At 68.0% G+C, this 13,107-nt stretch carries 13 protein-coding genes; 10 read left to right on the top strand and 3 right to left on the bottom strand.

Annotation, left to right across the window (positions count from 1 at the left end):
* Positions 1-18: 18 nt before the first annotated feature.
* Together htpG and IU459_RS00200 are read right to left on the bottom strand one after the other, a co-directional pair.
* A complete protein-coding gene (htpG, locus tag IU459_RS00195; RefSeq protein ID WP_195127381.1) occupies positions 19-1,977 on the bottom strand; it encodes a molecular chaperone HtpG in 1,959 nt (652 codons plus the stop codon).
* Positions 1,974-3,755, bottom strand: a complete 1,782-nt coding sequence (locus IU459_RS00200) for a TM0106 family RecB-like putative nuclease (RefSeq protein WP_195127382.1) — start codon at positions 3,753-3,755, stop codon at positions 1,974-1,976. The genes htpG and IU459_RS00200 overlap by 4 nt, the downstream gene beginning before the upstream one ends.
* 163 nt (positions 3,756-3,918) lie before the next feature.
* On the opposite strand from IU459_RS00200, the gene IU459_RS00205 reads away from it, so the two are divergent.
* The 9 genes from IU459_RS00205 to rraA all read left to right on the top strand — a co-directional run bounded on the left by IU459_RS00205 (position 3,919) and on the right by rraA (position 9,353).
* On the top strand, positions 3,919-4,563 hold the full coding sequence (locus tag IU459_RS00205; RefSeq protein WP_195127383.1) for a DUF6474 family protein: 645 nt from the start codon (positions 3,919-3,921) through the stop codon (positions 4,561-4,563).
* A gap of 14 nt (positions 4,564-4,577) precedes the next feature.
* Positions 4,578-5,117, top strand: a complete 540-nt coding sequence (locus IU459_RS00210) for a hypothetical protein (protein WP_195127384.1) — start codon at positions 4,578-4,580, stop codon at positions 5,115-5,117.
* Positions 5,118-5,158: 41 nt separating this feature from the next.
* The gene (locus tag IU459_RS00215) at positions 5,159-5,818 is read left to right on the top strand and encodes a YcnI family copper-binding membrane protein (protein WP_195127385.1); all 660 of its coding nucleotides are present in this window, start codon (positions 5,159-5,161) and stop codon (positions 5,816-5,818) included.
* Positions 5,815-6,354: a copper resistance CopC family protein gene (locus IU459_RS00220; RefSeq protein ID WP_195127386.1), complete on the top strand. Its 540-nt coding sequence runs from the start codon at positions 5,815-5,817 to the stop codon at positions 6,352-6,354. The genes IU459_RS00215 and IU459_RS00220 overlap by 4 nt, the downstream gene beginning before the upstream one ends.
* 5 nt (positions 6,355-6,359) lie before the next feature.
* Positions 6,360-7,310 (top strand): CopD family protein, encoded by a 951-nt coding sequence (locus IU459_RS00225; protein ID WP_324198704.1) that lies wholly within the window; start codon positions 6,360-6,362, stop codon positions 7,308-7,310.
* Between the two features lie 34 nt (positions 7,311-7,344).
* Positions 7,345-7,803, top strand: coding sequence for an SRPBCC family protein (locus IU459_RS00230; RefSeq protein ID WP_195127387.1), 459 nt, complete (start codon positions 7,345-7,347; stop codon positions 7,801-7,803).
* Between the two features lie 134 nt (positions 7,804-7,937).
* Positions 7,938-8,312, top strand: a complete 375-nt coding sequence (locus IU459_RS00235) for a DUF5313 family protein (protein WP_195127388.1) — start codon at positions 7,938-7,940, stop codon at positions 8,310-8,312.
* A 51-nt stretch (positions 8,313-8,363) separates the two neighbouring features.
* Entirely contained in the window at positions 8,364-8,729 is a 366-nt protein-coding gene (locus IU459_RS00240) for a DUF5313 family protein (protein ID WP_195127389.1), read from the top strand.
* 123 nt (positions 8,730-8,852) lie between these two features.
* Entirely contained in the window at positions 8,853-9,353 is a 501-nt protein-coding gene (gene rraA, locus IU459_RS00245) for a ribonuclease E activity regulator RraA (protein WP_195127390.1), read from the top strand.
* A gap of 65 nt (positions 9,354-9,418) precedes the next feature.
* Here rraA and IU459_RS00250 read toward each other — a convergent pair whose 3' ends face one another.
* Positions 9,419-9,637 (bottom strand): RNA-binding S4 domain-containing protein, encoded by a 219-nt coding sequence (locus IU459_RS00250; protein WP_195127391.1) that lies wholly within the window; start codon positions 9,635-9,637, stop codon positions 9,419-9,421.
* A 145-nt stretch (positions 9,638-9,782) separates the two neighbouring features.
* On the opposite strand from IU459_RS00250, the gene lysX reads away from it, so the two are divergent.
* Positions 9,783-13,106: a bifunctional lysylphosphatidylglycerol synthetase/lysine--tRNA ligase LysX gene (gene lysX, locus IU459_RS00255; RefSeq protein ID WP_195127392.1), complete on the top strand. Its 3,324-nt coding sequence runs from the start codon at positions 9,783-9,785 to the stop codon at positions 13,104-13,106.
* The last annotated feature ends 1 nt before the right edge of the window (position 13,107 follow it).

Genomic DNA, 13,107 nt, shown 5'->3' on the forward strand with positions numbered 1-13,107 from the left:
CCTCCGGTCGCGGACGGTTCACAGCGTGCGGGTGAGCCGGTCGGTGAGGATGTGCGCGAAGTGCGCCGGATCCTTCAGCTCGCCGCCCTCCGCCAGCACCGCCGTGCCGTAGAGCAGTTCGGCGGTTTCGGACAGCTCGGCCGCGGTGCCCGCGTCCGCCTCGTCCTTCTTCGCCGCGTACGCGTCGCGCAGGCCGGTGACCAGTGGGTGGGTGGGGTTGAGCTCCAGAATCCGCTTGGTCTCCGGCAACACCTGACCTGACGCGCGATACATCCGCTCCAGCATCGGCGTGAAGTCGAAGACGTCACCGACCAGGCAGGCGGGCGAGGTGGTGAGCCGGTTGGTGAGACGGACCTCCTTGACGCTCTCCTCCAGCGTCTTGCCCAGCCAGGCCAGCACGTCGGCGAAGTCCTTGTCCTGCTGCTCGCGCAGCGCCTCGGAGGCTTTCTTCTCCTCTTCGGTCTCCAGGTCGACCTCGCCCTTGGCGATGGACTGGAACTGCTTGCCGTCGAATTCCGGCACCGAACCGACCCACATCTCGTCGACCGGGTCGGTCAGGATCAGCACCTCGCGGCCCTTGGCAAGGAACGCCTCCAGATGCGGGGAGCTCTCGACCTGCTGCCGGGTCTCGCCGGTCATGTAGTAGATCCTGTCCTGGCCTTCTGGCATCCGCTCCAGGTACTGGGCCAGCGTGGTCAGCTCGGAGTCGGAGTTCGTCGAGGCGAACGACGAGACCTGCAGAATCGTCTCGCGGTTGTCGAAGTCCGAGAGCAGGCCCTCCTTGAGGACGCGGCCGAACTCCTTCCAGAACGTCTGGTAGCTGGTCTGGTCCTCGGCGCCCTGCAGATCCTTCACCGTGGACAGCACCTTCTTCACCAGGCGCTTGCGGATCATCTGGATCTGCCGGTCCTGCTGCAGGATCTCGCGGGAGACGTTGAGCGACAGGTCCTGCGCGTCCACCACACCCTTGACGAAGCGAAGGTACTCCGGCATCAGCTCTTCGCAGTTGTCCATGATGAACACCCGCTTGACGTAGAGCTGTACACCGCGCTTGTGCTCGCGGGCGAACAGGTCGAACGGCGCGTGCGACGGGATGAACAGCAGCGCCTGGTACTCGAAGGTGCCCTCGGCCTTCAGCGGGATGATCTCCAGCGGATCGTCCCACCCGTGGCTGACGTGCTTGTAGAACTCCTTGTACTCCTCGTCGCTGACCTCGCTCTTGGGGCGGGTCCACAGCGCCTTCATGGAGTTGAGCGTCTGGTCTTCGAGGACGGTCGTCTCCTTGGCGTCCTCGCCCTCGCCTTCGGTGACCGTCCGCTCGACCTGCATGCGGATCGGCCAGGCGATGAAGTCGGAGTACTTCTTGACGATCTCGCGCAGCTTCCACTCCAGGGTGTAGTCGAAGAGGTGGTCCTCCTCGTCCACCGGCTTCAGGTGGAGTGCGACGGACGTGCCCTGCGGGGCCTCGTCCAGCTCTTCGATCGTGTAAGTGGAGCTGCCCGCGGTCGCTTCCCACCGGGTGCCGATGGAGTCACCCGCGCGGCGGGTGGTCAGCGTGACCTTGTCGGCGACCATGAAGGTGGAGTAGAAGCCGATGCCGAACTGGCCGATCAGCTCCTCCGCGGCGGCCTCGGACTTGGCGTCCTTCAGCTGCTTGCGCAGCTCTGCGGTACCGGACTTGGCGAGGGTGCCGATCAGGTCGACCACCTCGGCGCGCGACATACCGATGCCGTTGTCCCGAACGGTCAGGATCCGGTCGTCTTTGTCGACCAACAGCTCGATGTGCAGGTCCGACGTGTCGACGTGCAGATCCTTGTCCCGGAAGGACTCCAGCCGCAGCTTGTCCAGCGCGTCGGAGGAGTTCGAGATCAGCTCCCGCAGGAAGGTGTCCTTGTTGGAGTAGACCGAATGGATCATCAGCTCGAGCAGCTGATGAGTCTCTGCCTGGAACTCGAGTTTTTCGACGTGCTCTGTCACGTCGCGATGGTACCGCCGTCGCCGACCGACGGGCCCGAAGGTGGCAGTGCGGACGCGTGCCGGAAATCGGCCAGACCGGGAACCTCGGAGTCGGCGCGGGTCGTCATCCACTCGCGCAAGACCTGGGTGGCGCGCACGTCGTCCTCGTTGTACTCCAGCAGCCGGGTGCGCTGGGCCGGATCGAATGCGCCGTCGTAGCCGACCGCGAGTCGATACCAGCTCATCGACGCCTCGCCGCTCGCCTCGGGATCGCGCCAGGCGAATCCGGCGACGGGTGCGATCTTCTTCAGTCCCTTGCCATTCGGGCAGATGAAATGGTCGGAGACGGCCTGGAACATGTCCACCCACTGCGGCCCGTCCACGAACGCGCGCACCTGCTCCACGGTCGGCACGCCCGGGCGTCCGGCGAACCGCCGCGCCGACTCGTACAGCCATTTGTCCTCGGCGGTGCGCGAGTAGCAATAGGCGGCAAACGTTTTCCCTGCCGCGGCCGCCTCGGCGCGCACCGTCATCAGCCAGGTCCAGAACTCGCCGAAGGAACGGCCCTCGTCCTCGGTGGGCAGCGGGTCCCAGGTCACGAACGGGCGGTACACGCCGTCCAGCAGCGTTCCCCACAGGTAGGCGCCGTGCTCCTGGAAGCTTTCCAGGTCGACGTCGACCTCCACGTCGGCCCGCCGGACCCGCACCGGCTCGACCCGGCGCACCAGCGGCGCGCCCACGATCCAGGCCCGTGCGGTCACCACCGCCTCGTCGAACGGGCCGTGCTGCCAGTCCTCGGGATCGGCGCCGATCCAGGCGGCCAGTTCGTCGATCGTCTCGACGCCGTGCCTGCGCAGCACCTCGGCGCGCGAACCGGGCGCCACCAAGCTGACGTCGCGGCGCTCGATCAGCCAGCTCTCGCAGCTGGGCCCCTCGATGCCCCGACTCCACCATGGGCACTGCCTGCACTCGGGCACCTTGGACGGGACGGTCGGCAGCTCGCCGCGCACCACCGCGATCCGGTCGGCATAGCGGCGGTCGTAGTCGGCCAGCAGCGGGGCGAGATCATGCACCAGGATCCGGTCGAAGTCGAAGCCGATCACGCCGCCGACCACCGCCGGACTGGCCAATCCGTGCCGCTGCAGCATCCGGTGCAGGTGGGCGAGGCGCTGCTGGTCGCGGGGCTGCTGACGCAGTTTCCGGTACGGATCCGGTTGCGGGTTCCAGCGATATGGGTCCGTGGTGGTGGGATGGAAGTCCGCCGGTTCCGGCTGCCGCGGGTCGGTCACCTTGTGGTTCACCACGATGATCGGGATGTATCCGCCGCGTTCCTGGTCACGCAGCAGGATCTCCGCGCCGCCGCGCCGGCCTGTTTCCGGCTCCTGCGGCAGCAGACCGCCCCAGATGCGTTGCGCGCCGGCCGCACACGCGCGCATCGTCGCTTCGGCCCGCTCGGTGGCGCGCAGTTTCGGATCGATCACCACCCATGTGTCAGGGGCCGCCGCGATCAGGGCGTCGCGCACCCGGCCGCGGTGCGCGGCGGCGGCATCTCTGCGCTGACGGACCCCCGCGTCCTCGGTGATTCCCGTCAGTGCCTCGGGATGCGCCGCGTCCAGACGCAGGCGATGGCGGCATCCGATCAGCGCCCTGGCATCGATGAAGGCGGTCGGCAGGTCGGCGGGCCGATCCACGGCCGAGCCGTTGCGCTTGCGACCATCCTGGTCACCGATGTCCGAATCCACGCTATGCAGTATGGTCCCTCCCCCCGACAACTCCGCTGTGCGGGTTTTTCGGGCCATCTGATTTCCAGTGCGGCATGCCGCCTGAGACGCGTGCACGGCGCAGTACCCTCGCAGCGATCAGCATCGAACCGATAGGGTAGCGGCGAACTGTGTGACATGGGCGGACGGCCTTCCCCGGCGTCGTACTGCCATGGCGAACCAGCATGACGGAGGGCCTTCGATGGGGTTGTTCACGAAGCGCAAACGGCGGCCGAGCCGCAGGGCCGAGGCGAAAGCCCTCAAGCACAAGGCCGTGATCGAGGCCAAGCTCGCAGCCAAGAACGACCGCAAAGCCCGCCGCGCCGAGGCGCGTACCCAGCGCAAGGTCGCCAAGGCGCAGATCGCCGCGCTCCAGGCGGAGGAGAAGGCCGCGCTGAAGGTGGCCGCCAAGGCCGAGCGTGATCCGTTCAGCGCGAGTCAGGTGAAGAAGTACCTCGGCGTGGCCCGCGTGCTCATCCCGGTGCTCGCCCCGCTCGCCTACCGCGGTGCGACGTTCCTGCGCGGTCAGCTCGACACCCGCCGCGCCCAGCAGCTCGGCATCGGCATCGACCAGCTCGGCGATTTCACCGGGCACGGCGCGAAGCTCCAGGCCAGGATCGCGAACGCGGAAGCGGCGCTGGGCAAGGTCGGTAGCCAGGACGGCAAGGACAAGGGCGAGACGCAGAAGTTCACCGCCGCCACCAAAGACCGTCTCGGCAGCCTCACCGCCGCCGTGCGCACCTCGGACCAGATGCCGGCCCATCGACGTCGCGCCGTGCACGCGTCGATCGCGCACGAGCTGTCCGGGATCGAGTCCGACATCCTGGCCCGGCTCGGCGTGCGCTGAGCCGGACCATCCCGATGTCCCCGCACCTGATCGCCGGCCGCCTGCGCGGTGGGCTGGTCGGTGCGCTCGTCGCGACGCTCGCCGTGGCGGCGCATGGCGCCGCGGGCGGCGGTGTTCCCGACTCCGCCGAGCTGACGCTGCTGTTGCTGATCGCCGCCGCGGCGGGGTCGGCCGCGGGCATGGCGCCTGGACGTCCGGGCCCCGTGCTGTTCGGGCTGCTCGGGGTGGGCCAGCTGGCGGGCCACGCCGTGCTGTCCGGTCTGCTCGGGCACGACCACGCCGGGCACGGAAGCGGCGCAGCCACAACACTTCCCACCCTGCCAGTCGGTTGGATGCTGTTCGCGCACGCCCTCGCGACGCTCGGCTGCGCGGTCCTGGTCGTGCTCGCCGGGCGGCTCTACGCAGTGACCTCTGGGGCGCTGCGCGCCATATTCGCCCCTCCTCGAGCGGCGCGGATCATCAGCGCGCCGCACTGGCCGGACCCGGGCCTTGTGCCCTATCGCTGTGCTCCGAACGGCGCGATCGGTCCTCGCGCGCCACCGGTGTCGGCCTGATCATCCCGACACCACTTCCTTTCGCACAGAAGGCTTTCAGCATGCACAGCTCGATTTCGCGCGCCGTCGGCACGACGGCAGGCGCGGCGGGACTCGTCCTGCTCGCCTGCGGCACCGCCGCGGCACATGTCACGGTGGACGCGCCCGGCGCGACCCAGGGCGGATACACCGTCGCCAACTTCCGGGTGCCCACCGAGTCCGACACGGCGAGCACCACGGCGCTCACCGTCACCCTGCCCAATCTGAAATCCGTCAGGACCGAGCCCATTCCGGGGTGGTCGGCCAGGGTCGAACGTAACGAGCAGTCCCAGGTCACCGCCGTCACCTGGACCGCCGATCCCGGTGCACCCGGCATTCCACCCGGTCAATTCCAGCGTTTCGCGGTGTCGCTCGGCCCGCTGCCCAAGCAGGATTCGGTCAGCTTCCCCGCCAGGCAGGCCTACTCCGACGGCAAGGTGGTCAGCTGGGACCAGCCGGTCGGCAAGGATGGCGACGAGCCCGAACATCCGGCGCCGTCGGTGACCCTCAGCGCGCGCGACGACAACGTGGCAGACGGGCACAAAGTGGACAGCGAGGCCGCCGTCGACGATGCCGACCACGCGGACGACACCGCCCGCTGGCTCGGCGGGATCGGCCTCGCGCTCGGCGTGCTCGGCGTCGCGCTCGGTCTCGGCAACGTGATCCGAGGGCGGCGCTCATGATCCGCCGTCTGCTCACCGCCATGGTGGCGGCCATGTTCCTGTTCGGATTCGGTATCGCCGCGACAGGAGTCGCCACCGCGCATTCCGCGGCCACCGGTAGCGTTCCAGAGGACAACGCGACGGTCGACGCCGGGCCGGCCCGGGTCAGCGTCACGTTCAACGAAGAACTGCAACCCAGCTTTCCGTCGCTCACGGTCGTCGGCCCGGACGGCAACCTCTGGTCCAAGGGCGATCCGGTGGTCGAGGGCAAGACGGTCAGCGTGACCGTCGGCGAGCTGGGGCCGGCCGGTGAGTACACCATCGCCTACCGGGTGACCTCGGCCGACGGCCACCCGGTCAGCGGCAAACGGCACTTCACGCTCAGCAAGCCCGGAAACGGCACGCCCGGACCCAAGCCGAACGCCAAGGCGAGCGAGCACGCGGACGACTCCGGTGGCGTTCCGCTGTGGGTGTTCGTCGCCGGCGCGATCGTGCTCTTCGGCGGCGGGCTCGCATTCGCATTGTTCGGCGGCAGGAGCCGCAACCCGAAGCGGTGAACGACGTGAAGATCGGCGGCCGGGGCGCAGGACGGGCCGCCGACCGCGCGCCCTGGCCCGCGCTGCTGCTCAGCATCCCGTCCGGGCTGGCCGGGGTGGCACTCGCGTGGATCTTGATCGTGCCGGAGCCGCTGCCCGCCGAGGCGGTGGTCCGGGTGGTGGCCGACGGCGTCGGGGCGACCGCGCTCGGGTTGGCCGCGCTGCCCAGGGTTGCGCCGCGGCTGCGGACGCCGTGGCGCTTGCTGGCCGTCCTCGCCGGGGTTTGGGCGATTGCCGAGTTCGCCGTGCTGGTCTTCGAGGCGGCGGACGTGGTCGGCGTTCCGGTCGCCGACCTCGGCGCCGCGCAGTTCGGCGCCTATCTGGTCGATGTCAGCGGCGGACAGGTCGGGATCGCGATCCTGATCGGCGCCGGTGCCGTTGCGGGCGGGTCCGCTCTGGCTTTCCGGCGGCCCGAGTCCGCATCGGGTGACCTCGTGCTGGTGTTCGCGGCGGTCGCCTTGGCCTTGCGCCCGATCACCGGGCACATGTCGCAGCAGGCATTCGGCTCGGTACTCGCGGCGGTGCACGCGTTGGCGGCGGCCGCCTGGCTCGGTTTGCTGATCGCGCTCGCGCTGGTGGTCCGGACCCGCGGCGAGTGGGCGGTCGTGCTGCCCAGATATTCGGCGGTGGCGCTGCCCTTGGTGGTCACGGTGGCGCTGACCGGATTGCTGAACGGGCTGATCCGCGTCGGCGGAATCGTTCCGTTCGTCACGACCGGCTACGGCAGGATATTGCTCGCCAAGACCGTGGTGCTGCTCGGACTGCTCGCGCTCGGCTGGTGGTGGCGGCGCAGCTGGGTGCCGCGGGCGGCCGGCCACCGGATGGACGCGGACGCTTCGCTGCGCCGTGCGGTCGCCGAGGTGGTCGTGATGGCGCTGGCATTCGGGCTGGCCGCGACGCTCGCGGTCACCGCATGAACCGGTGTCGCCCTGCGCCCATTAGGGTTTCCGTATGACCGAAGTGAAGATCGTCGAGGATTGCGTTGCCTCGGCGGAGTCCGCGTTCGCTTATGTGAACGACTACCAGAACCTCCCGCGCTTTCTCCACGGCGTGCAGTCCTTCACACCGGTCGGCGAGCAGACCGAAGGTGTCGGCGCCACCTTCGACGGGCACATGAAGCTGGGACCCGCCGCGCTGAAGTCGCGGATCGAGGTGATCCGGTGGGAGAAGGACTACGCCATCGGGGTGAAGTCCATCAAGGGTTTCGAGATCGAGTCCACCTTCCTGTTCCACGCCAAGGGCGACGCTCTGTGTACCGTCGACGCGATCGTGGACTACCGGGTGCCGGGCGGCCTGGCCGGGCGCGCACTCGGCAAGACCATCGAACCGTTCGTGAAGATCGCCGTGCAGCACACCACACACAACCTGGTGACGCAGATCGCCGCGTTCCACGCCGCGCGCACTGTTTGATCCTCAGCGCCTGCGGCGCCGTGCGTTCGTGGTCGACCTGTGGATCGTGTCCGAGCGCCCGCCGCGGGCGACTGCGTCGCTGTTTGGAGTGAGCGCGGTTGCGCGAGCGATATCGAGGTCGGGATGCTGGAGCCGTGAGCGCGACACCCTCTTTCACTCAGCGGATCGGCTATATCTGCGGCCGCACGCTGCCGGACTCGATGACCGATTGGGTGCGTGCGGATCTGGTCGGTCCCGGTGCGACGCGGCGTTATCTGGTGCGGTTCCTGGTGCCGGTGCTTCCGGTGCTCATGCTGTTCCTGCTGCTGCCGGGTCCGCTATGGATGGGCTTGGCGATGATGGCGCTGCTGTATCTGCCGCTGATCTACTTCACGGTGGCGCTGCTGTACGTCTACCGGCGGCACCGGCTGATCAAGCATGGTCTCGACCCCGCGCTCGCGGACGCCGGCGCTCGCCGCCGGGCCGAACGCGAACGCCTCGACTACGAACGCAGACATGGCCGCGCCTGAGCCACGTCCACGACCTAGCGGTGACTTATACCACAGGCATAGCCTTGACGCATGAAAACCCCCACGATAAGGCAGCGGATCGCCTACGATCTCGGCCGCGAGCTCCCCGAGGAGCTGCACGAGTGGGTCATTCACGACCTCGTCGGACACGGGGCCATGGAGCGATATCTCGTCCGGTTTCTCGGGCCGGCCATCCCGTTCTTCGCCTTGGTGCTGCTGTTCCCCGGGCCGCTACCCCTCAAGATCGGCTTGATCGTGATGATGATCGTTCCCCTGGTCGTCTTCACGGTCGCGCTCAGCTACGTCTGGCGCCGATTCCGCCTGGTCCAGCACGGCTTGAATCCGGAATTGGTCGATCACGGCAAGATCACCGAACACGATCGGGACCTATACGAACTGCGCTACGGCCACCGTTAGCGTGAGCCGCGAACGCAAGCCGAGACGTACGTGCGCTGAGTAACCACGCACGGCGGTGGTCCACGTCCGAAACGAACACACCCCGCGAACGTACCGCGCTGCGGGCGCGGCAAAATAGCTACAGTGACCGAATCGCAGAATGTAATCGCCACCGCCGACCTGGCCGATGAGATCGGCCCGGAGATCCGCAGCTGCGACACGCAGTTCATTCAGTTCGGCGGGCGTGCGGCGTTTTCCGGACGCATCACCACCATCCGCTGCTTCCAGGACAATCTGCTGGTGAAGCAGACGCTCGGCGAACCGGGCGAAGGCAAGGTGCTGGTGGTGGACGGCGGTGCGAGCGTGCACACCGCGCTGGTCGGCGACATCATCGCCGGGCGCGGTGTCGACAACGGCTGGGCAGGCGTCATCGTCAACGGCGCGGTCCGCGACTCCGCCATCCTGCGCACCCTCGATATCGGCATCAAGGCGCTGGGCACCAACCCGCGCAAGAGCACCCAGACCGGCAGCGGTGAGCGCGATGTGCCGGTCGAATTCGGCGGGGTGACCTTCATCCCCGGCGAGATGCTCTACAGCGACCACGACGGCGTCGTCGTGCGCGCCGAGCACTCAGCGATGGAGTGAGCGGTCGCGCACCGACGCTGAATCGGCGGTCCATCCGAAGCGGACCGCCGGTGCCGCGGCCGCGGTCAGGCGGTCACTCTGGCCTTGTGACCGGCGATGGCGACCACGTCACCGACGTGCAACTGTCGTCCGCGACGTAGCTCGACCTCGTCGTTCACTCGCACCAATCCGGCGGCGATCACGGTCTTTGCCTCCGAACCGGATTCGATCAGGTTGGCCAGTTTAAGAAACTGACCGAGCCGAATGACGTCATCATCGATCGGCACATCGACTGGTTCTGACATGAGGTAAATACTTACTCCGCCATCCCGACTCACCAGACAGCGCCCTACACCTCCAGCGATTTATGAGCAACCGTCGACTTACGAGCACTGACACGCCGCGCCACAGGCGTGGCAAATCTGACACAGCTGCGTACACACTGGTTCCGTGACGTCCACGCAAGCCCAGCAACACATCGATACCGCATCGCCCCCGGACAGACCGACCTCGCCGGTCCCACACCGTGGGCACGGACGACTTTCGGAAGTGCCGCATATCGCGGGATCGACCCTCGGTGTGTTCGCGGTGCTGTGCTTTCTCTGGAGCCTTTCCCCCGGACTTCGTTTCCTGACCCAGGTGCCGCGCCGCTACATCGACGACTATTACTTCGACGCGCCGGACACCAATTTGATGTGGGCGCTGGTCGTCGGATTGCTGGCGGGCGCGATCGCCAGCCGGAAACGAATCGCCTGGTGGTTGCTCGTCGGTTATCTCGCGAGCTACACGGTCGGAAACATCCTCACCTTCACCGAGCAGGGCAATATCCACGCGCTGGTGGCCATGGTGCTGCACCTCGCGGTGATCGGTGTGCTCATCGCGGCGTGGCCGGAGTTCTACACCAAGGTGCGCCACGGCGCGGGCTGGAAGGCGCTCGGCGTGCTGGTCGGCGGCTTGGCCGCCGGCGTGCTGCTGGGCTGGGGCCTGGTCGAGTTGTTCCCCGGCACCCTGCCGCCGGGCGTGCAGCGACCCGCTTGGGCGCTGTACCGGGTGACCGCGGCGGTACTGGCGGAAAACGAGCACTTCGACGGCCATCCGCGGCCGTTCGTCAACTTCCTGCTCGGCCTGTTCGGCGCCGTCGCGCTGCTGGCCGCCGTGATCATCCTGCTGCGTTCCCAGCGCGCGGCCAACGCGATGACCGGGACCGACGAATCGGCGATCCGCGGGCTGCTGGAACGCTCGGACGTGGAGGATTCGCTCGGCTACTTCGCCACCCGCCGGGACAAGGCGGTGGTGTTCGCACCGAGCGGCAAGGCGGCCGTGACCTACCGGGTGGAGCTGGGCGTCTGCCTGGCCAGCGGCGACCCGATCGGCATCCGCGAGGCTTGGCCGCAGGCGATCGATGCCTGGCTGCGCTTGGCCGACCGATTCGGGTGGGCTCCCGCGGTGATGGGCGCGAGCGAACTCGGCGCGACGGCGTACCGGCGCGCGGGCCTTTCCGTCCTGCGTCTCGGCGACGAGGCCATTCTGGACACCAGGAATTTCTCCCTGGCCGGGCCGGAGATGAAGCCGGTGCGCCAGGCCGCGAACCGGCTGCGCAAGCACGGCGTGGGGGTGCGCATTCGCAGACACCGCGATATCCCCGCCGAGGAGTTTCCCCAGATCATCGCCCGCGCGGAAAGCTGGCGCGACACCGAGACCGAGCGCGGTTTCTCCATGGCCCTCGGCCGGTTGGGTGACCCGCTGGACGGCGATTGCCTGCTGGTCGAGGCGGTCAACCCGCAGGGCCGGGTGCTCGGGATGCTGTCGCTGGTCCCGTGGGGCCGCACCGGTGCCTCCCTGGAGTTGATGCGCCGCGATCCCCAAGGTCCCAATGGCGTGATGGAGCTGATGATCTCGCAGCTCGCGCTGAACTCCGACCAGTTCGCCGTCACCAAGGTGTCATTGAACTTCGCGGTGTTCCGCTCGGTGTTCGAGGAGGGCGGCCGGATCGGCGCCGGTCCGGTGCTGCGCTTGTGGCGGGGCGTGCTGTTGTTCTTCTCACGCTGGTGGCAGCTGGAGGCGCTGTATCGCTCGAACGTCAAGTACCAGCCGCTTTGGGCTCCCCGGTTCTTCGTGTTCGAGGAACGCAGGCACCTGCCGCGAGTCGCGGTGGCCAGCGCGCTGGCCGAGGGTTTCCTCCCACGGCTCGGCAAGGAGCCCGGCACGATGACGCACACCGGCGAGCACACCGCGGTGCCCGCGGCAATGACGGGCCTGCATGCCGACGGCAGCCCACCGGTTATCTCGGAAGTTCCGGGCGAGCAGGAGCTTCCGCGCAGGCCCGAGCAGGTTCGCGTGCGCATGGACAAGCTTGCGCGCCTTGTCGATTCCGGTATCGACCCCTACCCGGTCGCCTACCCGCCGACGCACACCGTCGCCGAGGCGCGGCGGTCTCCGCGCGGCACCACCGTCCGGGTCTGCGGCAGGCTGCTGCGCATTCGCGACTACGGCGGCGTGATCTTCGCGGTGGTCCGCGACTGGACCGACGACATCCAACTGATGATCGATCGCGACCGGGTCGGCGCCGAACGCAGCGCCGAGTTCGGTGAGTTCTTCGATCTCGGCGACCTGATCGAGGTGAGCGGCCAGATCGGGCAGAGCAGGCGTGGTGAGCTGTCGCTGCTCGCGGCGGACTGGCGGATGCTGGGCAAGTGCCTGCACCCGTTGCCGGAGAAGTGGAAAGGCCTGTCCGATCCCGAGGCCAGGGTGCGGCAGCGCTACGTCGACATGGCGATCAACACCGAGATACGCGAGGTGCTGGCCAAGCGCAGCGCGGTAGTGCGCTCGCTGCGGGATTCGTTGAATTCCTGGGGATTCCTGGAAATGGAGACACCGATCCTGCAACGAGTGCACGGCGGCGCCAACGCGACGCCGTTCGACACCCACATCAACGCCTACGACCTCGACCTCTACCTGCGTATCGCGCCCGAGCTGTACCTGAAGCGTCTGTGTGTCGGCGGTATGGAGAAGGTGTTCGAGATCGGGCGGACCTTCCGCAACGAGGGCGTCGACTTCAGCCACAACCCCGAGTTCACCATCCTGGAGGCGTACGAGGCGCACAGCGATTACGAGCGCATGATGCACCTGTGCCGTGTGCTGATCCAGAACGCCGCGATCGCGGCCAACGGTGCGATGGTGGCGTTGCGGCCCACCGGGAACGGCACGTTCGAGGAGGTGGACATCTCCGGCGAGTGGCGGGTGATCACGGTGCATGCGGCGGTGTCCGAGGCGATCGGCACCGCCATCACGCCGGAGACCGGGGTCGAGGAACTGCGCGAGCTGTGCGACAAGGTCGACGTGCCCTATCAGCACGGCTGGGACGCGGGCCAAGTGGTGCTGGAGATGTACGAGCACCTGGTCGAGTCCCGCACCGAGGAACCGACGTTCTACATCGACTTCCCGACCTCGGTGTCCCCGCTCACCAGGCAGCATCGCAGCATACCGGGCGTCACCGAGCGCTGGGACCTGGTCGCGTGGGGTGTCGAGCTCGGCACCGCCTACAGCGAACTCACCGATCCGGTGGAGCAGCGGCGCAGGCTCACCGAGCAGTCGCTGCTCGCGGCGGGCGGCGACCCGGAGGCGATGGAGCTCGACGAGGACTTCCTGCAGGCGCTGGAACACGCGATGCCGCCGACCGGCGGGCTCGGGATGGGCGTGGACCGGATCGTCATGCTGATCACCGGACGCAGCATTCGCGAGACGCTGGCTTTCCCGCTGGTGAAACCACGCTGAG

The sequence above is a fragment of the Nocardia amamiensis genome (assembly GCF_015477605.1).
GTDB lineage: Bacteria > Actinomycetota > Actinomycetes > Mycobacteriales > Mycobacteriaceae > Nocardia > Nocardia amamiensis_A.